This window comes from Thalassotalea montiporae (assembly GCF_053485855.1).
Window position 1 is genome coordinate 1295021 of the sequence record NZ_JBQRUO010000001.1, and the last position, 19427, is coordinate 1314447.

Annotated in this window: 17 protein-coding genes; 11 read left to right on the forward strand and 6 right to left on the reverse strand. The window is 41.3% G+C overall.

Going from position 1 to position 19427, the window contains the following annotated elements:
* Positions 1–9: 9 nt before the first annotated feature.
* The 7 genes from ACSLUR_RS05575 (at position 10) to ACSLUR_RS05605 (ending at position 6766) form a co-directional block, all read left to right on the forward strand.
* Positions 10–1275 carry a serine hydrolase domain-containing protein gene (locus ACSLUR_RS05575; protein ID WP_448552566.1) on the forward strand — a complete coding sequence of 422 codons (1266 nt, stop codon included), beginning with the start codon at positions 10–12 and terminating at the stop codon, positions 1273–1275.
* Positions 1276–1311: 36 nt separating this feature from the next.
* Positions 1312–2007 carry a response regulator transcription factor gene (locus tag ACSLUR_RS05580; RefSeq protein WP_448552568.1) on the forward strand — a complete coding sequence of 232 codons (696 nt, stop codon included), beginning with the start codon at positions 1312–1314 and terminating at the stop codon, positions 2005–2007.
* Positions 2008–2034: 27 nt separating this feature from the next.
* On the forward strand, positions 2035–3270 hold the full coding sequence (locus tag ACSLUR_RS05585; protein WP_448552570.1) for a sensor histidine kinase: 1236 nt from the start codon (positions 2035–2037) through the stop codon (positions 3268–3270).
* A gap of 168 nt (positions 3271–3438) precedes the next feature.
* Positions 3439–3819 carry a hypothetical protein gene (locus ACSLUR_RS05590; RefSeq protein WP_448552572.1) on the forward strand — a complete coding sequence of 127 codons (381 nt, stop codon included), beginning with the start codon at positions 3439–3441 and terminating at the stop codon, positions 3817–3819.
* Between the two features lie 272 nt (positions 3820–4091).
* Complete coding sequence (gene fadR, locus ACSLUR_RS05595) at positions 4092–4802, forward strand: fatty acid metabolism transcriptional regulator FadR (protein WP_116002328.1); 711 nt, start codon at positions 4092–4094, stop codon at positions 4800–4802.
* Between the two features lie 219 nt (positions 4803–5021).
* Positions 5022–5849: a tetratricopeptide repeat protein gene (locus ACSLUR_RS05600; protein ID WP_448552574.1), complete on the forward strand. Its 828-nt coding sequence runs from the start codon at positions 5022–5024 to the stop codon at positions 5847–5849.
* 86 nt (positions 5850–5935) lie between these two features.
* On the forward strand, positions 5936–6766 hold the full coding sequence (locus ACSLUR_RS05605; protein WP_448552576.1) for a tetratricopeptide repeat protein: 831 nt from the start codon (positions 5936–5938) through the stop codon (positions 6764–6766).
* Positions 6767–7054: 288 nt separating this feature from the next.
* Here ACSLUR_RS05605 and ACSLUR_RS05610 read toward each other — a convergent pair whose 3' ends face one another.
* From ACSLUR_RS05610 to sodB, 4 genes are all read right to left on the reverse strand, one after another.
* Positions 7055–8566, reverse strand: a complete 1512-nt coding sequence (locus ACSLUR_RS05610; RefSeq protein ID WP_448552578.1) for a SpoVR family protein — start codon at positions 8564–8566, stop codon at positions 7055–7057.
* Positions 8567–8620: 54 nt separating this feature from the next.
* The gene (locus tag ACSLUR_RS05615; protein WP_448552580.1) at positions 8621–9898 is read right to left on the reverse strand and encodes a YeaH/YhbH family protein; all 1278 of its coding nucleotides are present in this window, start codon (positions 9896–9898) and stop codon (positions 8621–8623) included.
* Positions 9899–9935: 37 nt separating this feature from the next.
* Entirely contained in the window at positions 9936–11870 is a 1935-nt protein-coding gene (locus ACSLUR_RS05620) for a PrkA family serine protein kinase (protein WP_115999783.1), read from the reverse strand.
* Between the two features lie 257 nt (positions 11871–12127).
* Entirely contained in the window at positions 12128–12709 is a 582-nt protein-coding gene (sodB, locus tag ACSLUR_RS05625) for a superoxide dismutase [Fe] (RefSeq protein WP_115999784.1), read from the reverse strand.
* Between the two features lie 292 nt (positions 12710–13001).
* Between sodB and ACSLUR_RS05630 the strand changes: the two genes are divergently transcribed.
* Positions 13002–13340 carry a Grx4 family monothiol glutaredoxin gene (locus ACSLUR_RS05630; RefSeq protein ID WP_115999785.1) on the forward strand — a complete coding sequence of 113 codons (339 nt, stop codon included), beginning with the start codon at positions 13002–13004 and terminating at the stop codon, positions 13338–13340.
* A 396-nt stretch (positions 13341–13736) separates the two neighbouring features.
* Here the strand turns inward: ACSLUR_RS05630 and rnt are convergent, their stop codons facing one another.
* Positions 13737–14396 carry a ribonuclease T gene (rnt, locus tag ACSLUR_RS05635; protein WP_448552583.1) on the reverse strand — a complete coding sequence of 220 codons (660 nt, stop codon included), beginning with the start codon at positions 14394–14396 and terminating at the stop codon, positions 13737–13739.
* Positions 14397–14593: 197 nt separating this feature from the next.
* On the opposite strand from rnt, the gene ACSLUR_RS05640 reads away from it, so the two are divergent.
* The 3 genes from ACSLUR_RS05640 (at position 14594) to ACSLUR_RS05650 (ending at position 18392) form a co-directional block, all read left to right on the forward strand.
* Positions 14594–15532 (forward strand): flagellar protein MotY, encoded by a 939-nt coding sequence (locus ACSLUR_RS05640; protein WP_448552585.1) that lies wholly within the window; start codon positions 14594–14596, stop codon positions 15530–15532.
* A gap of 94 nt (positions 15533–15626) precedes the next feature.
* A complete protein-coding gene (locus tag ACSLUR_RS05645) occupies positions 15627–17468 on the forward strand; it encodes a M1 family metallopeptidase (protein ID WP_448552587.1) in 1842 nt (613 codons plus the stop codon).
* A gap of 123 nt (positions 17469–17591) precedes the next feature.
* Positions 17592–18392, forward strand: coding sequence for a hypothetical protein (locus ACSLUR_RS05650; RefSeq protein ID WP_448552589.1), 801 nt, complete (start codon positions 17592–17594; stop codon positions 18390–18392).
* 182 nt (positions 18393–18574) lie between these two features.
* Here ACSLUR_RS05650 and miaE read toward each other — a convergent pair whose 3' ends face one another.
* Positions 18575–19351, reverse strand: a complete 777-nt coding sequence (gene miaE / locus ACSLUR_RS05655) for a tRNA isopentenyl-2-thiomethyl-A-37 hydroxylase MiaE (RefSeq protein ID WP_115999789.1) — start codon at positions 19349–19351, stop codon at positions 18575–18577.
* Positions 19352–19427 lie beyond the last annotated feature (76 nt).

A 19427-nucleotide genomic window follows, 5' to 3' on the forward strand; every position in this document is an offset into this window, starting at 1 on the left:
TAATAAATTATGTTGTCGAAAAAGTTAAAGAAAGCACTATTAGTTGGCTGCGCGGTATGCTCAGTATTTTCGTTAGGCACGACTTCTGTGCACGCAGATCAAAATAATGTGTCTGGTGTTGGTGATTTTGAGCAGAAATTAAATGCTCTGATAGCCGAGCACCAGCTACCTGGGGTTGTCCTTCATATTGAGCATCAAGATAAACTCGTCTTACATCGGGCCTATGGCAAAGTGAACATCAATTATGAACGAAACATTGCTAAAGACGATATTTTTAGAATTTATTCTATGTCTAAGCCATTAGCTGCAGTAGCGCTATTGCAACTAGTTGATAAAGGACTTGTTAGCTTAGAGGCCGATATTCGAGACTATCTACCTGCATTTAAACCATTTGAGTATCAAGGCCAACGCCAAAGAGTCACGGTACATCAATTACTCAGCCATACTGCGGGGTTTGGCTATGGCGGCGGTATTAAAAATTGGGTGGATTTTCGCTACCTTATCGCCAATCCCTTGTCGAGGCGCAATGACTTATCTGACTTGATCAATGACCTATCAGGAATTGACTTGAAGTTTATACCAGGCAGTAAATTTGAATACAGTATCGCGAGCGATATTCAAGGTGCCATCATTGAAGCGGTCACCAATCAGCCACTTGAGGAATATTTCCAACATAACTTGTTTGAACCCTTAAAAATGATAGATACGGGATTCTATGTACCACAAGCAGATCATCGTCGTTTGGTTGACATGTATGAGTATGATGCAGGTACCTTTGAAAAGGCCTACACCTTTAACAAAGAGAACATTTTGTTTGTCGAAAAGGCGCAAGATTCTGAATTCTTAACTAAACCAAGATTAATTTCAGCGGGTGGTGGGCTAGTATCAACCGCGCAAGATTTTGCTAATTTCGCGGACATGTTGGCAAATGGCGGCGTGTTCGAAGGGCGGAGAATACTGTCAGAAGAATTAGTTTCTCGCATGGTTAGCTCTCACATCCAAGGCTTAGACAAACACTTTTTGCCGCGCGTATACCATGGTGCTGGTTTTGGCTACGGTATTGGTGTAAAAGAGGTGGCTGGTGACAGCCGAGCGCAAGGCAGCTTCTTTTGGTCTGGGCTTGGCGGTACGGTATTCTGGGTTGACCCAATAAATGAATTGCAAGTTGTCGTGATGTTTCAGGTCGAGGACGGCTGGGTTGGCATGGAAAAATGGATGATAGAGCACGTATATCCATTGATTGGCTCACTGGCTGATGCAAATAAGAAAAGTTAAAACAGTTAAGAACTAAAAATAATAAATAGGCATTAGATGACGGCAATACTAGTAATCGAAGATGATATTGATATTTCTCAGGGGATTGCTGAGTACCTATCGGTTAAAGGGTACGAGCTTGATTTCGCTTACAATGGAAGACAAGCTCTACACCTGATTGAAAGCAATCATTACGACCTTATTCTGCTTGATTTAAATTTGCCCTATGTGGACGGTTTAGATGTTTGCCGTTCACTATTAACTGAACACTTAACCGCGGTACCTGTCATTATTATGTCGGCGCGTTCAAAAGAAACTGACATCTTGAAGGGCTTTGATTCAGGGGCATGGGATTATTTAGCTAAACCCTTTTCCTTTGCTGAATTATCGGCGCGTATTGCCGTTTGTTTGGCAAAGGCGGCGCATGCGCACCAAAAGCTATCTGTTATCGAAAGAGCAGGCGTGACGCTAACACTTGATGACATGACGTTGTCAGTGGCAGGTCACTGCACACAACTACATCAGGTTAGCTTTGAGTTTGTAAAGTTGCTGATGGAGCAGTACCCGTCGGCGGTAAAAACGTCTGCTATTCATCGTTCCTTGTGGGGGGAAGAAACCCCTGACAGTGATCCACTGCGAGCACATGTTTATAAAATGCGAAAACAATTTAAAAGTGAGTTTGGCCAAGAATTTATCACCACAGTGCGCGGGGTTGGGTATAAATTTGATATAGACGAAAGCGCAATAGGGTAGATAGGGTAGATAGGGTAGATAGCTTATATGTCAACAGAAACTTGGATGAAAAAGGCTCGTACCAAAACCTTATTTAGTCGACTAGTCACTACTATTTCCGGCCTTACATTTAGCATTGTTTTGCTGTTTACGGCAGCGACACTGTTGATCACCTATTCATTCGAAGATGCCTTGTTTAATGACCGATTAGCGCTGGCCCATGCCAAGGTTATAGAGGGTGAGTCGCTGCCCTATGATATTCAGCTAATCGACAGCTTGGGAGAGTTGGCGCCGAATTTGGTTCAGCAGTTGCGATATTTTGAATTTGATCAAAGCAGCGAAGTTGGTGAGTTTAGTGTTGAGCAACGCCACTATCATTATTTGACAACGGCGCAAGGTACCCTGTTATACGATACCACTGATGTTTCTGTGGTGGATAAAGCATTAAACGATGTTCTGCTTATTCTATTGGTACTGCTTATCCCAACGGTGTTGTTAACGTTTTGGGTGGCAAATGTATCTGCACGCTACGCATTGAAACCCTTTTCTCAACTTAGCCATATCTTTACTCATGCAGAGTACTCCTCTCAACAAGGAAATGAGTTAATCGAAGAGCTTAAAGAACAAGACGTCAAACATATAGCGTTGGAATTGCAGCAGGCATTGCAACAAAAAGCAGAGCTATTATCGCAACAAGAATTGTTTAATCAGGGCATGGCTCATGAGCTTCGCACACCTTTGCAAGTGATTAAAAATTCTGTTGAGCTTTTAACTGCATCTTATCCTGATTTAGCAGGCACTGGCGCTGTACAAAGACTTGAGAAATCGATGAATCGAATGAATCGGCTTAGCAGTGGTTTATTATGGCTTACCTCAGAGCAGCCATTCAGCGGTACAACGAATGTCACCAAGACAATAAAACAAGCCATACTTCAGCTAGATGATGCATGTAAAGTTCACGGTATCTCTGTTGAACTGATATCAGACAACAACTATGACGTTGCAATGCCAGAAGAGGTACTAGAGCTCATTATTTTTAACCTGTTTAATAATGTAGTTCATCATGGCAAAGCAGAGGGAACAAACGTTATTTGGCATATAGAGGCTAAAAACAAACGACTTGTTTTTTCAAATTTAGCGGCAGATCAGTCTGAATATCAGCTGCAAGAGCGGCATTTTGGGATTGGATTAGCCTTAGTCTCACGCCTTACCAAACGCTTCTCGTTAGTCGCTTCTTATCAAACGAATCAAGACAAATTCAGCGCTATTATCTCTCTGGTTTAGTTTTGGCTTAGCTTTGGCTTAGATCAGTTTACTTTCAATTTACCTTGTGATGTTAAGCTAACAAGCGTAGTTAACTCTTCAATGAATGTTAAGACTTATCTACTTAAGTTGGCTGTAGATATTGGCAAGCACTGCAGCTAGGGGTTTAAACACATTAATAGGTAAATTATGGAAGCATTAACGGTGCATGATGCAGTGCAACTAATCAGGCTAAATGAGGATGCAGTTTCAACCCAGTTTCAAGTTTGGCTAACCATTACGTTTTCAACCATAGTCGCAACGTTTGCTGGCAGGAGTTTATTGACAAGGAAGACCAAATGGTTGGTAACGCTGCTTTATCTATTAGCTTCAATGGCAACGCTCTCTTCTAGTATATATTTAGCGGAAAGCAATGCGCGAATAGTCAGCACAGTTGAAGGACTAAGTAGTTTGTTTTCACCACCAATATTTGCCGGCACAGCTTACTTGTCGCTTTTTATCGCGGGCATAACGACAACCGTTTACTTTATTCATATGAAAATAGGTGAATTGCTACAAGCTCCTACTTAATGAATGGCATTGAGTAGGGTATTGGCTGGCATAGGAACGAAGTTGTTAGTTTCTCCATATTCACTCTAGGTCACGCTAGGTTGATATTAAGGAGATTAATTCAACTTATATTCGCTATCAAAAGTGGAGGGCAAAATTGCAACCTACCGTGAATCGCCATTCTAAGCGGCACTCGCCACACAATAGCTGATAACTTAACTGGTTGTACAAGTTGGATGTTCTGGTACAATCAGTCTGAATTAAAGAAGCAGGCAATTGAGGCTAAGAAAAAAATGGTAATAAAAGCACAGAGTCCAGCAGGTTTTGCAGAGCAGTACATTGTTGAATCTATCTGGAATGGTGGCTTTCCTCCTGGCTCAATTTTACCCGCTGAGCGCGAACTTTCTGAACTTATTGGTGTTACTCGTACAACTTTACGAGAAGTGCTACAGCGATTAGCACGTGATGGCTGGCTAACGATTAAGCACGGTAAACCAACAAGAGTAAATAACTTCTGGGAAACATCTAGCCTTAACATTCTTGAAACCTTAGCACAGCTTGATCACGAAGGTATTCCAGAGCTAGTTGATAACTTAATGTCAGCGCGCACTAATATTAGCGCAATTTATGTGCGTGGTGCGATTAAGAACAATCCTGAAAAAACTATTGAGCTATTAGAAGCTTATAAAGAAGTTGAAGATGACGGTGAAAAGTTTGCTGACTTCGATTATCGACTTAACAAAGAGCTGGTAATGGCGTCGGGCAATTCTATTTACTTACTGATCTTAAATGGCTTTAGAGGGCTGTATTCTCGTTTGGGTGGCTTATATTTCCAACACCCAAGAGGTCGAGAAATTTCTCGTGGCTACTACCAGCGTTTAATCGATTTAGCTAAGGCTGGCAAATTTGACGAATCAGTATTTGCGGTACGTAAATACGGTGTTGAATCTGGCCAGTTATGGCTTGAATTGAAAGATGAAGTGTTAAAAGAACTCGCTGAATAAAACACATTAGTTCGAAAAAAAACGGGTAAAGGCTTAGCCTTTACCCGTTTTTTTATGGGTAAATGTAAATAAATATTTCATTGTGATAAGTGGTTGGTTAATGGTGATAAACGGTGTTTATTTATGGGTATAGTACCTCTAAAGTTTAATGGAATGACTAAAATATCAACGATGAGCTAAGCTGTTAAAGGACTCTGTTGATTTAGTAAAGGAATGAACATGATTAAAAGAATCACCATCTTTGGCGCAGCATTTGTGCTTATGCAATTTCTCGGTGGTAGTGCACTTGCAGAGAAAATAGACGAGTGCAATACCGATACGTGTATCAACTACTTCGAACAATACAGAAAGGCCGCCAAGCGCGGACACTCACTGGCGATGCTGACCTTAGGTCAGTTTTATCATCATGGTTATGGCACACCTAAAAACGAAAAAATGGCGTTAAAGTTTTTCAAAAAAGCTGCCCGTGCTGGTTATACCTCTGCACAATTTAGAGCTGGTTATATTTATATGACTAGCAAGGACTTGCAAGATTTAGATAAAGCTCAAGATTACCTAGAAAAGGCAGCAAAATACGAGTATGACGGTGCCGACTTCCTCTTAGGTATGATGTACTTAGATGAAAAATACGGCGTTCAAGACTTGGCTAAAGCTGACAATCATTTCGCCAATGCTTATCAAAGAAAACACGAGCAACTACCTAATGTGGTGAAGTTTATTAATGCCAAATATGAGTCGCCGGATAAAGCCTTTCCTGAACTTTACAGTTTGTTGAATCAAAAGCCGCTAGTGACGAATGAAAATGGTGAATTGGCGTGGTATGACGATGGTGTGGAGGTTATCACCATTACTTCTCCGCCTTTGCAAACAACATTTAATCGACAACTGGTCACTTTTCGCAAAGCCATTAAATCAACAGGTACTCGCTTTAAAGGCAAAACCTGTGTCGAGCGCTTGACGTGCTTGCAACGTGCAGAGATTGCCGACGCAACTGATTTTAGGCACCTGTTTTTAGATGGTTTTAGCGGGAATGCTTATGCGCAATAGTAAACACCTAAACTTGCTTTAAAATGTTTACTTATGAGCGTGCAGGAACATAGAACTTTAAATTGTTAATCAAGGATAGGCATAAGATGATAAAACACTCACTCTTTATTGGCACACTGGTCGCCATTATGATGCTTGGCTCAACGCCGGCATTTGCAGAAAAAATAGATGAATGTAATACAGACTCTTGTATTAATTACTTCAAGCAATACAAAAAGGCTGCTAAACGCGGGCATTCTCTGGCAATGCTAACGTTAGGGCAATTTTATCACCACGGCTATGGTACGCCTAAAAATGAAAAAATGGCGTTAAAGTACTTTAAAAAGGCTGCTCGTGCTGGTTATACCTCGGCGCAATTTAAAGCAGGTTATATTTTTATGACCAGTAAGGAATTGCAAGATATTGATGACGCTCAAGACTATCTTGAAAAAGCCGCTAAGTATGAATACGACGGTGCAGACTTTTTACTCGGTATGATGTTCTTAGATGAAAAATATGGCGTGCAGGATCTTGCGCTTGCCGATGATCATTTCGCTAAATCATACGCTCGCAAGTATGAGCAAATCCCGAATGTTATTAAATTTATTACTGCCAAATACGAAACACCAGAAAAGGCCTTTCCAAAGCTTTATGCCAAGATGAACGAAAAACCGTTGGTGGCTAAAAAAGATGGTGAACTCGCTTGGTATGACGATAATATCGAAATTATTACTATTACTTCTCCTCCTCTGCAAACAACCTTCAATAAGCAATTGATGACCTTTAGGCAAGGAATTAAAGCGACAGGAACGCGCTTCAAAGGGAAGACTTGTGCCGAGCGTTTAACTTGTATGCAACGTGCAGATATCGCCGATTCAACAGATTTTGCTAACCTATTCTTACAAGGCTTTACTGGCAAAGAAGTCAACGGTGGTTAATGTTAACCGACGAAGAATAGGGCATCGCAGTCTAATGGCACTGCGATGCATCGATTTTGCGTGGTAATTTGAATTAGCGTTAATTTGCTCATTTGCGTTAACAGTGACTAAAAGGTTTGGATTCACTTTGCTAGTGATGGTGTTGAAGGGCTTTCTGATTACTCCTTTTTGTTCGTCAGCTATAGCAGAATAGGTAACGGCGGCGGCAATGGTCGATTGTAAAACGATCTTTGTTTAGCAAAATCCTTTGTGGCTTCTTTTGAGGTGTAAGTCTCTTAGGTATTGGTTTTATGTTTCACCTTCTTGCGCTAGTGGGCAACTCGCTAGCGCTATTTCATCACCAAACTCATCTTCTTGCACCAGCTTAACGTCGAATTGCCACAAGTAGTGTAAATGTTTAAGTACCTCATCTTTTGAGTCATCAAGTGGTACTTTGTTGTATGGCGTATGCTTTAACGTTAGTGAACGATCGCCATTAACATTGGCGTCCACAATCTGAATATTAGCCTCTAGATTACTTAAATTATATTGGTTAGATAGCGTTGAACGAATCTGCTGATAGCCCATATCGTTGTGTATTGCGCCAACTTCAATGTAATTAAATTTGTCGTTGTCATGAATATGGAATAACTTGAAATCACGGATGATTTTTGGGGAAAGAAACTGGCTAATAAAACTTTCGTCTTTAAAGTTTTGCATAGCAAAATGCACTGTTTCAAGCCAGTTAGTGCCCGCTATATCAGGAAACCAACGTTTGTCCTCAGTTGTTGGATTTTCACATATTCGACGGATATCCATAAACATATTAAACCCCAATGCATAGGGGTTAATGCCAGAGTAATAGGGGCTATTGTATTCTGGTTGCGTAACAACGTTGGTGTGACTATGCAAGAACTCCAACATAAATTTGTCGCTTAGTAACCCCTCATCATACAAATGATTCAGTATGGTGTAGTGCCAAAAACAAGCCCAACCTTCATTCATTACTTGAGTTTGCTTTTGCGGGTAAAAGTACTGAGATATTTTGCGAACAATTCGGACAATCTCCCGTTGCCATGGCTGGAGCAAGGGGGCATTTTTCTCGATGAAATACAAAATATTTTCCTGCGGTTCACTTGGAAAACGGGTTTTGTTTTTTTGTTTTTCCGTTGATTGAGTTGGCAGGGTTCGCCACAAGTCATTCACTTGTGATTGTAAGTAAGCTTCCCGCTCTTCTTGGCGCTTTAATTCTTCATCTAACGATATCTTTTGCGGACGTTTATAGCGATCAACGCCGTGATTCATGAGCGCATGGCAGGCATCCAATGTTGCTTCAACGTCATCAATGCCATATTTATGTTCACATTTGGCAACGTAGTTTTTTGCAAACAGTAAGTAGTCGATAATTGAACTTGCATCTGTCCATGATTTAAACAGGTAATTTCCTTTGAAAAATGAGTTATGCCCATAACAAGCGTGCGCCATGACAAGTGCCTGCATGGTCATGGTGTTTTCTTCCATTAAATAGGAAATACAGGGATCTGAGTTGATTACAATTTCATAAGCTAAACCCATTTGACCGCGCTTGTAGGTGCGCTCTGTTTGGATAAACTTTTTGCCAAAGGTCCAATGGTTGTAGCCAATAGGCATACCAACGCTAGCGTAAGCGTCCATCATTTGCTCGGCAGTAATCACTTCAATCTGGTTGGGGTAAGTGTCGAGTTGGTAATGCTCGGCAACGCGCGCAATTTCCGCTTGATATTGTTCGAGCTTTTCAAATGTCCAATCTGGGCTGTCGTCTAATGGTTTGCGTGTGGTCATAACGCTCCTTAATCACTTTATCTCGCTCTATCGCTATTGCAGCGTTGAGTTTGGTTATGCGGCAGATTTTTCGTCTTTTTTGAACAGCTCTCTAAATACTGGGTAAATATCTTCAACTGACTTTATATGGCGCATGGCAAAATAACTACATTGGCTAGCCACTTCTTGATATTGGTGCCACAAGGTTTGATGCGCACGTTGCGTGATTTCGATATAACTAAAATAACGAGATTTAGGTAAAATTTTATTCATTAATAACTGTTTACACAGCGGTGAATCGTCGGCCCAGTTGTCGCCATCAGATGCTTGCGCACCATAAATATTCCAATCGTTTGCGCTGTATCTGTCTTGTATAATTTCAGTCATCAGTTCAAGTGCACTCGACGCGATAGTGCCACCGGTTTCCTGTGAGTAGAAAAACTCTTGTTCGTCGACTTCTTTCGCTTGGGTGTGGTGACGTATGTAAACCACATCAATCTCTTTGTAGGTTCGTGTTAAAAAGAGATAAAGCAAAATATAAAACCGTTTAGCGATGTCTTTCGTTGCTTGATCCATAGAACCCGAGACATCCATTAAGCAGAACATTACCGCCTTTGACGTTGGAACGGCTTGTTTTGCATAGTTGCGATAACGTAAATCAAAGGTGTCAATAAAAGGCACTTTACTGATTTTTTCTTTTAACTCGTTTATTTGCTGCTTGAGTGCCTTTTCTTCTTGAATATGATCGTGTGGGTCGGCCTCGAGCTTAGCAAGCGCCGCTTGGCATTCTTTGAGCTCGCGGCGTTTACTTGATGTCATGGCGATTCGACGAGCAATAGACCCTTGCAGTGATTTCACAATGTCGATATTTGCTGGCACACCTTCAGCACAGAAGCCACTGCGCACAGTTTTATATTCGACTAACTTGTCCAGTTGATTCTTTTCAAGGTTAGGTAGTGCTAAGTCTTCGAACAGTAAATCAAGGTATTCATCTTTGGAAATCGAAAAGACAAAATCGTCTTCCCCTTCGCCAGAGTTACTCGCGTTGCCATTACCTGAGCCTTGGCCTGCACCTTGTGGTGGCCGATTAATGCGATCGCCGGGCGTAAATTGGTCATTACCGGGATGAACGCGGTCGCGAATACCACCATTGCCTTGATGAAATATAGGTTCGCTTAAGTCTTTTTTAGGAATAGTAATGCTTTCGCCACTATCAACGTCAGTGACACCGCGCTTGTTGATGGCATCGGAAACCGACTTTTTGATCTGGCTTTTATAGCGGCGAATAAAACGTTGGCGGTTAACCGTACTTTTATTCTTACTATTTAATCGTCTGTCAATAAAGTTCGCCATACTGCAACTCCTTAACGGCCTAGCTATTACATCTTTGCTAAGACGACTTTCTTACGCGCAAATACCATTCAGATAGCAGTCGCACTTGCTTCTTGGTGTAGCCCTTGCTCATCATACGTTCGACAAAATCGTCGTGTTTCTGTTGGTCGTCAGTTGAAGTTTTGGTGTTAAATGAAATAACCGGCAGCAAGTCTTCCGTATTTGAGAACATTTTCTTCTCAATGACTGTGCGCAGCTTCTCGTAACTTGTCCAATTAGGGTTTTTACCATTGTTGTTCGCTTTTGCGCGTAGTACAAAATTAACGATTTCATTACGAAAATCTTTGGGGTTGCTAATGCCTGCCGGCTTTTCGATTTTTTCCAATTCGTTATTTAATGCCTCACGGTCAAATAGTTGGCCTGTTTCAGCATCGCGATACTCTTGGTCTTGAATCCAGAAATCGGCATAGGTGACATAGCGGTCAAATATGTTTTGACCATATTCTGAATACGATTCTAAATATGCCGTTTGAATTTCTTTACCAATAAACTCGATGTACTTCGGCGTTAAGTAGCCTTTGATAAACTCTAAGTAACGCTCTTGGGTCTCTTTGGGAAGTTGTTCACGTTCTACCTGCTGTTCGAGCACGTAAAACAGGTGCACAGGGTTGGCAGCCACTTCTAAATGATCGAAGTTGAACACACGCGATAGAATCTTAAAGGCGAAGCGGGTTGATAACCCTGACATACCCTCATCAATACCCGCATAGTCGCGATACTCTTGGTAAGATTTAGCTTTAGGATCGGTGTCTTTTAGGCTCTCCCCATCATAAACTCGCATTTTTGAATAAATGCTTGAATTATCAGGCTCTTTCAAGCGTGATAACACTGAGAATTGCGCTAGGGTTTCTAATGTGTCTGGTGCGCACTGTGCCTCTTTTAACTCACTGTTTTCAATTAGTTTCCTGTAAATTTTAACTTCTTCAGAAATACGCATACAGTAAGGCACTTTTACAATATAAACGCGGTCGAGAAACGCTTCATTGTTTTTATTGTTTCTAAAAGTCTGCCATTCGCTTTCATTGGAATGCGCTAGAATCATACCGCTAAAAGGTAGCGCCGATAATCCTTCCGTTGGGTTGTAATTACCTTCTTGTGTTGCGGTTAATAGCGGGTGTAGCACTTTAATTGGTGCTTTAAACATCTCAACAAATTCCATCACCCCCTGATTTGCGCGGCATAACGCACCTGAGTAGCTGTAGGCATCTGGGTCATTCTGAGCAAAATGCTCTAATTGGCGGATATCGACTTTACCTACCAATGCCGAAATATCTTGGTTGTTATCATCCCCAGGTTCAGTTTTCGCGATGGCGATTTGATCCAAGATAGACGGGTATACTTTAACCACTTTAAATTGCGCAATATCGCCTTTGAATTCGTGCAGACGTTTAGCTGCCCATGGCGAAATAATAGACGTTAAATAGCGGGCTGGAATGCCATATTCTTCTTGTAAAATTTTGCCATCGGCGTCAGGGCTAAATAAGCAAAAAGGGTGATCGTTAACTGGGCTACGCTCACCATTAGCGCTTAATACGTATATGGGCTCTTGCTGCATTAGCGCCTTCAGCTTTTCTGCTAAAGATGATTTACCGCCACCAACGGGGCCAAGTAAGTAAAGAATTTGCTTCTGCTCTTCTAAGCCTTGTGCCGCGTGTTTTAGGTAGGAAACAATTTGTTCTATGGCATCTTCCATACCATAGAAATCTTTGAATGCGGGGTAGCGAGCAATAACACGATTAGAAAATATCCGGCTGAGCGTGGGCTCAGTGGAAGTATCAATCATTTCTGGCTCGCCAATGGCGCTGAGTAAGCGTTCTGCACTGCTGGCATAGGCCATTTTGTCTGAACGACAAATATTGAGAAATTCTTGCAGAGAAAATTCTTCTTGCTGCGCCTGTTCATAGCGAGATTGGTAGTGCGTGAAAATGCTCATAGCTGTCTCCCATACCTAAATTAAGGCAACAATAATTAAGACCGACAAAACAGGGGATATATTTATAAGCTTAGTTGGATTTTAGATTTCGGCGAAAAAAACTCACAGTTTTTTGTAATTTTCTTTGCTCACTAAGTGTATTTAAGACGCTGAATTTGCGACATAAAAAAAGCCGACAATGTCGGCTTTCGATAAATATTGTGTGTTAGTTTAGCTACGCTTGGTGGCTAAACCAAGATCAACTTACACAGGGTCAATTAAGCAAAGTTTGCTGAAGCAAATTCCCAGTTGATTAACGCCCAGAATGCTTCTAGGTAGCTAGGACGTAAGTTGCGGTAGTCGATGTAGTAAGCGTGTTCCCATAAATCAACAGTCATTAGTGGAGTTACGCCGTCTTCAGTTAATGGTGTTGCCGCATTTGAAGTGTTAACAATGTCTACACCGCCATCAGCTGTTTTAACTAACCAAGTCCAGCTTGAGCCGAAGTTGTTTACTGCTTTGTCGTTGAATGCCGCTTTGAATTCTTCAAAAGAACCGAATTTAGCGTTAATTGCGTCAGCTAGTGCACCTGTTGGTTCGCCGCCACCGTTCGGGCTTAAGCTGTTCCAGTAGAAAGTGTGGTTCCAGATTTGTGCAGCGTTGTTAAATACGCCGCCTTCTGAAGACTTAACGATTTCTTCTAGAGATTTACCCGCAAAGTCAGTACCTTCAATTAAGCCGTTTAATTTAACTACGTAAGTGTTGTGATGCTTACCGTAGTGGAACTCTAAAGTTTCTTGTGAAATATGAGGTGCTAATGCGTCCATTGCATACGGTAAAGCTGGTAATTCAATAGCCATGTTATTCTCCAGAAATTTATATTGATTAGAAAATTTTATTCTTAAACAAACTCATCTATAGGTTTGTTTTTCTGAAAAACCTAGTAAAATACTCAGGTTTTTTGAAGCCACGCATAGTGTACCGAAATTTATAGGTATTGCTAGCGCTATTATCAAGGCTTTAACGCTATAAAATAGATGATTTTTATTTGTTGGTAGGTTGGTGTTGAAAATATCGTTAACTGCCCATATCAATCATTGTTATCGCATAGTTATGTGCATAGTCAACGCGTAGTTATCACAAGAGGTTATTATGGAAACGATTGAACGCATTAAACAGCAAATTGCTGAGAACTCTATTTTACTTTACATGAAGGGTTCGCCAAAACTACCAAGCTGTGGTTTCTCAGCGCAAGCGGCTCAAGCGCTAATGTCTTGTGGTGAAAAATTCGCTTTTGTTGATATCTTACAAAATCCAGATATTCGTGCTGAACTTCCACAATATGCTGATTGGCCAACATTCCCTCAACTATGGGTTGAAGGCGAGCTAATTGGCGGTTGTGACATTATTCTAGAAATGTTCCAACAGGGTGAGCTGCAAACCGTTATTAAAGAAGCTGCGGCTAAAATGAATACCGAAGAAAACTCATAGTATTTTCTTGTTGTACTAATAGTTTATAAATAGAAAAAAGCCCGATTGAAACGCTCAATCGGGCTTTTTTATTGTCTGTTCTGTCATTAAGAGTTCAATAACAATTTGTATAAATGCTTTATACCAATTTGATTAATTATTTAGCCTCTCAGAATGACATAAGCAGTATTAGAACAAACGAAATTTATGACGATATAGTCGTTCTACATCAAGTGAATTTTGTGCAGTTATTATGCTGCTTATGCATTCCCAAGGGCGAGTTTTAAAGGCTCATATACTGCGTTATGGCGTTTGCTTTTCGTTCAAAAAAGGGGAATTACCATTCTCTGCACGCCAAACCTTGTCTATGAGCCTTTAAATTCTCGCTGAGTGATCAAATAATTATTCAATTTGGTATTAACCTAATGGCCAACCGCCTAAACTACGCCACTTGTTAACAATTGTGCAGAACAGCTCTGCTGTTTTTTCTGTATCGTACAGGGCTGAATGGGCTTCGCTATTGTCAAAATCGATTTGTGCGGCTTCACATGCTTTTGCTAATACGGTTTGTCCAAAGGCAAGGCCAGATAAGGTAGTGGTATCAAAGCTTACAAAAGGATGAAACGGACTGCGTTTAATGTTGCAACGTTCTACTGCTGCATTAAGAAAACCTAAGTCAAAGGCGGCATTATGGGCAACCATCACGGCGCGCTGGCAACCTGCTGCCTTCATTTTCTTTCTAACTAATTTAAATATTTCTTTGAGTGCATGCGCTTCTTGGACATTACCGCGCAGTGGGTGAGTAGGGTCAATACCGGTAAAAGCCAGTGCTGATGGTTCCAAGTTTGCACCTTCGAACGGTTCAATGTTAAAACATATGCTTTCGTCGATACTCAATTCACCAGTGTTTTCATCAAGTGATAATACGCTGGCTGCAATTTCTAATAGGGCATCTGTTTTGGCATTAAAACCTGCGGTTTCAACATCAATAACAACAGGGAAATAACCGCGAAACCGTTGCGCAAAAAGTGATTTTTCAGTGATGGGTTCGGCATTAGTGTTTACAACGTCTGACATGCTTTTTTTGATCTAGCCTAAATTGCGAGGCATTATCGCAAAAAATCATGTTAATCTCGACATTAGCAATTTAAAAATGCGTGAATTATCGCTAAAGTTAGTGAAATAAATGCCGATAAAAACCTGTCGGATAAAGAATGTAAGTTCCTGTTATGAATAATTTGTTGCTTTCCACGCTAGGCAAGGTTTCGCAAAAGATGTCATTTTTCAAATTAGATACAAGTTGTCGTTCAACAAAAGTAACTCAAAATCTAGGTACTATTTTGGGTACTGGCCTTGCTGTGGCTACCATCTTAACCGCAAGTACTGCTAATGCTGGTGTTCGTCAATATACTGCATCTTTGGAAAATTCACACTGGCAGGTTACCAATAATTCTCGATTAAATTGTACGTTATCGCACAACATTCCCAATTACGGCGAAGCTAAATTTGTCAGTAAAGCAAACCGCAATAATAACATGCTGTTTGAACTTGATATGCTGCGTTTGCCAGATAACTACTCGCTTGCTGAGTTAAGATCTGTCGCGCCGAACTATCGCCCTGGCATGAACAGTTACACTATCGCTGATATGAAGCTATACAAGCAATTTTCACCGAGTTTAGATAAGAAAGTTGCGTGGACTATGTTAAGCGAACTTGAGCAGGGCATGAATCCAACGTTTTACTATAACGATTGGTATAGCGAAAACGACAAAATATCTGTTGGTTTATCCAATGCGCGTTTTATGCGTGCTTACAAAGAATTTGTTGGCTGTGTTGGCAACTTATTAAATTATAGCTTCGACGATATTTCGTATACCGTACTTAATTATCAATCAAACAGTGACAAGTTTACCAAAGCATCAGAGCGCAGAATGGCGATGATCTCACAGTACTTAAAACTAGACACTGAGTTAGAACTGGTGTTGATTGATGCATATTCAGACAGCTACGGTGGCCGTTGGAATAACTTAGAGTTATCAAAACGCCGTGCGAATAAAATTCGCGAATATTTTGTAAAAAACGGCATTGATACAAGCCGTATCGAAGCCAAAGGCTATGGTGAAAAGCGCCATATTGCATCAAATGAAACTATCTTGGGTCGCGGCCAGAACCGTCGTGTGGTTATTCACATGGAAAAGCCGATCGAATTCTAATAGCATATACTGCTAACAAATATTGAATATGGCTGTAGGTTAGGGTTAACTTACAGCCATATTTTTTTGTCTCCTTCATTCACGAGAAAAACTAATGAAAAGAATAATAACGGCATTAGTGTTTTGTGCTGGGCTGGTTGGCAGCGCATTTGCACAAACGAAAGATGCTTATACTTACGCAAATTATGACCAAGTAATAACCACGCATACTTACCTAGATTTGGCCATTGATTTTGACAACAAGGCGTTAAAAGGATTTGCCGAGCTAGATTTAAAGTGGTTAGTCGATAACAAGCAGCCAATTTACTTAGATACACGTGACTTGATTGTTCATCGCGTGATGGCAAAGCGCACGGGTGGTGCTTGGCAAAAAGCTGACTATACACTGGCACCTCGCGACAAGGTTTTGGGCAGCAAATTAACAGTCAATGCGCGTATTAAAGCTGACAAGCTCAGAATCTATTACGAATCGACCGCCAAGGCTTCGGGTTTACAATGGCTAACGCCAGCGCAAACTACGGGTAAAAAACTGCCATTTATGTTTAGCCAAAACCAAGCAATTCACGCTCGTTCTTGGATCCCTGTGCAAGACACGCCAAGTGTTCGAATGACATACACAGCACGTATTTCAACGCCTGATAACGTGTTGGCGGTGATGAGTGCCAATAATGATCCAGACACTAAGCGCGATGGCGACTATTTCTTTGATATGCCACAACCTGTTCCGCCTTACTTAATTGCGATTGCAGCAGGCGATTTGGTGTTCAAACCAATGAGTGACATTACCGGTATTTACGCCGAGCCTAGCTTAGTTGACTCTGCGGTTGCTGAGTTTAATGACACCCAAGCCATGATTGATGCAACGGAAGCAATGTATGGTGAATACCGTTGGGGCCGTTACGATTTATTAATTTTGCCACCTAGCTTCCCGTTTGGTGGCATGGAAAATCCGAGACTATCTTTTATCACTCCAACCGTTATTGCCGGTGATAAAAGCTTGGTCAACTTAATCGCTCACGAGTTAGCACATTCTTGGTCAGGTAATTTAGTGACGAACGAGAGCTGGCGCGATTTATGGTTAAACGAAGGTTTTACCAGCTATGTTGAAAACCGCATCATGGAGCGTGTGTTTGGTCGAGATCGCGCTGTGATGGAGCAATCGTTAGACGCACAAGGCTTAAGCTATGAAATTGCAGAATTAGCGCCAGGTGATACCCAACTATACATTGATTTAGCGGGTCGAGACCCAGACGACGCTTTCTCTGGTGTACCGTACACGAAAGGTCAGTTATTCCTGATTTACCTAGAGCAAAAATTTGGCCGTGAAATATTTGATAAGTTTGTACGCAAGTATTTTGACGACCATGCTTTCCAACCGCTTGGCACTGCAGCATTCGTTAAATACATTGACGCTGAGCTATTAGCAAAGCACCCAGGTATTGTTTCTCAAGAAGAGATTAACGAATGGATTTTTGAGCAAGGTTTACCAAGCTACGTGCCAAAGCCAAAATCAAATGCATTTACCATCATTGACGCGCAAATTAATGACTTCATTACTGGAACATTGTCAGTAGACGCACTGCCAACAACTGAGTGGACTGTGCACCAATGGTTGCATTTCATTAATAACTTGCCGTTAACGATCAGCCAAGCGCAAATGCAAGCATTAGATAAGCAGTTCAACCTAACCAATAGTACCAATGCTGAAAAAGCCCACGCTTGGTATTTACTAGCGCTGCGTACGGGTTACGATGCCGTTTATCCCGCAATGGAAAAATACTTGGTGGGCATTGGTCGTCGTAAATTAATTGTGCCACTTTATAAAAAGTTAGCAGAAACCGAGCAAGGTAAAGCGTGGGCAACACGTGTTTATCAGCAAGCTCGCCCAGGTTACCATCCATTAGCCCAAGGTACAGTTGATACAATCTTAAAGTAAAAATTACTACTTTAACTAGTCAAAACCGCCACCTCTGAGCTAATTCGAGTGGCGGTTTTATTTTTCTGGACTAAAATGCTTGTTGTAAATGGATTACATCAACAACAATAAGGATATTAGTTTATGAAAACACAAGCTTTTCTGCTTGCACTTTGGTGCCTCATTTGTACCTTAACTGCAACCTCTGCCTCGGCTACATTAATTGGACGAGACCTATCTAACCAAGCCTCGGTAGGCCTAATTAGTTATCAAAATGCATTTACAGATGCATTTGGCTCATCAAGTGATGGTGCTCAAATTTATCGCCGGGGAGCAGGCTCAATACCACTTGTTTTCTTAGATGATTCATTGGCCTCAGCCAATGATAGTTTAGGCATCATTAAAGCAGCAGACGCTGTGCCATTTTTTGGCATAGTTGATACCACTAATCCCGATAATCTGAGTGGCGATGTTAATGCTATTTGGCAGTTTGATATTAATGGTTTTAATCAGTTAAGTTTGGCAATTGATATTGCCGCAATGGGAGATTTTGAACCAAGTGATATTTTCTCGATTGAATACCAATTAGATGGTGGTGCTTGGCAGTTAATGCTTTCCGGTACTGCTGACAACGCAGGCCAGCAAACTTATCAACTGGAAAATGGCAATACGACGACGTTGGACGATCCTATGGCTGTCAGCGGCGTTAACCTAACCAATAGTTTTACATCATTTAGCCAAATGATAGTTAACACTGGAAGCACGCTTGGGATAAGAATTTCTGCTAATACCAATGGTGGCACTGAAGCAATTGCTTTTAGAAACATCAGGGTTAATGGCACAGCACTATCAGCATCGCTTGTTGAGGTGCCAGAGCCAAGCTATTTAGCTGCGGGCTTACTATTACTCATGTCGGTTTCACGAATAAGACAATTAAAGCCTTAAAATAAGAGGCGAGAATATAAGAGTCGAGAAGAGTACAACAAGAGCGCGCTAATTAGTGATTTAGTAGCGCGCTGGGCTGTTAGCCTTTTGCTGTGCTGTGCTGTGCTGTGCTGTGCTGTGCTGTGCTGTGCTGTGTGTTTAGCCAAGCGACCAGGAAAACTTGTTTGTAGCAGAGGTTAATTTTACGCCGGCACACCACTATGGAATTTAAAGTCAGTATCTGGCGACGAAATTAATTCAGCTTCAATTTCACCAAAGAACTTAATTCGCTCTTCTACTTTATCTTCATTCCCTTCGCCAGCGATTTGTTTAGCAAGTGCTAGATAATCTTGGTAGTGGCGTGCTTCACTTCTTAATAGCGAGATATAAAAATCGCTAAGTCGCTTATCCACGTGTGGCGCGAGTGCGGCAAATCGTTCACATGAACGCGCTTCGATATAGGCACCAATAATGAGCTTATCGATTAACGTGTCTGGCTCATAAGTTTTCACGTTGCGGATTAGCCCTTTAGCATAGCGAGCAGGCGTAATGCTTCGATATTCAATATTGTATTCGTCCATGATTTCTAGCACTTGATAGAAATGATGTAGCTCTTCTTTAATCAATAAGACCATTTTATCGATTAAATCCTGGCCGTAAGGCGAATTAGATTTAGGCAGCACGGATTTAGATAATTTGTTTTTATCGGCGAGTTCGCGCCAATCGCCTTCTTTTTTATAAATTAAGCGTTCAAATGGTTCTAACCACTTAAGCAAAGCGTCGCCACTTTCTTTATCTACGGCATACTTGCGAATTAAGTACATCGCTTGCTGACCAGCTTTTAACTCACAAACCAGATGATCCAGTAGCACCATTGGTAAATTTTCGGGCTTTTTCGCGGCTTCGATCCACGCTTGAGGTGTTGAGCACTGTAAAAACTGGTTTATTGGTTCAAGTAATGCTTGGTGTTCAGCTTGCATAGAGAGTAATTCGTTGCTTGATCAGATAATAAAAGAGGCGGCATTTTACCTTGTTGGCTGCCAATAAAAAATGATC

Coding starts and splice junctions, on each gene's coding strand:
- ACSLUR_RS05575 (WP_448552566.1), top strand. CDS start 10: ATGTTGTCGAAAAAGTTAAAGAAAGCACTATTAGTTGGCTGCGCGGTA.
- ACSLUR_RS05580 (WP_448552568.1), top strand. CDS start 1,312: ATGACGGCAATACTAGTAATCGAAGATGATATTGATATTTCTCAGGGG.
- ACSLUR_RS05585 (WP_448552570.1), top strand. CDS start 2,035: ATGTCAACAGAAACTTGGATGAAAAAGGCTCGTACCAAAACCTTATTT.
- ACSLUR_RS05590 (WP_448552572.1), top strand. CDS start 3,439: ATGGAAGCATTAACGGTGCATGATGCAGTGCAACTAATCAGGCTAAAT.
- fadR (WP_116002328.1), top strand. CDS start 4,092: ATGGTAATAAAAGCACAGAGTCCAGCAGGTTTTGCAGAGCAGTACATT.
- ACSLUR_RS05600 (WP_448552574.1), top strand. CDS start 5,022: ATGATTAAAAGAATCACCATCTTTGGCGCAGCATTTGTGCTTATGCAA.
- ACSLUR_RS05605 (WP_448552576.1), top strand. CDS start 5,936: ATGATAAAACACTCACTCTTTATTGGCACACTGGTCGCCATTATGATG.
- ACSLUR_RS05610 (WP_448552578.1), bottom strand. CDS start 8,566: ATGACCACACGCAAACCATTAGACGACAGCCCAGATTGGACATTTGAA.
- ACSLUR_RS05615 (WP_448552580.1), bottom strand. CDS start 9,898: ATGGCGAACTTTATTGACAGACGATTAAATAGTAAGAATAAAAGTACG.
- ACSLUR_RS05620 (WP_115999783.1), bottom strand. CDS start 11,870: ATGAGCATTTTCACGCACTACCAATCTCGCTATGAACAGGCGCAGCAA.
- sodB (WP_115999784.1), bottom strand. CDS start 12,709: ATGGCTATTGAATTACCAGCTTTACCGTATGCAATGGACGCATTAGCA.
- ACSLUR_RS05630 (WP_115999785.1), top strand. CDS start 13,002: ATGGAAACGATTGAACGCATTAAACAGCAAATTGCTGAGAACTCTATT.
- rnt (WP_448552583.1), bottom strand. CDS start 14,396: ATGTCAGACGTTGTAAACACTAATGCCGAACCCATCACTGAAAAATCA.
- ACSLUR_RS05640 (WP_448552585.1), top strand. CDS start 14,594: ATGTCATTTTTCAAATTAGATACAAGTTGTCGTTCAACAAAAGTAACT.
- ACSLUR_RS05645 (WP_448552587.1), top strand. CDS start 15,627: ATGAAAAGAATAATAACGGCATTAGTGTTTTGTGCTGGGCTGGTTGGC.
- ACSLUR_RS05650 (WP_448552589.1), top strand. CDS start 17,592: ATGAAAACACAAGCTTTTCTGCTTGCACTTTGGTGCCTCATTTGTACC.
- miaE (WP_115999789.1), bottom strand. CDS start 19,351: ATGCAAGCTGAACACCAAGCATTACTTGAACCAATAAACCAGTTTTTA.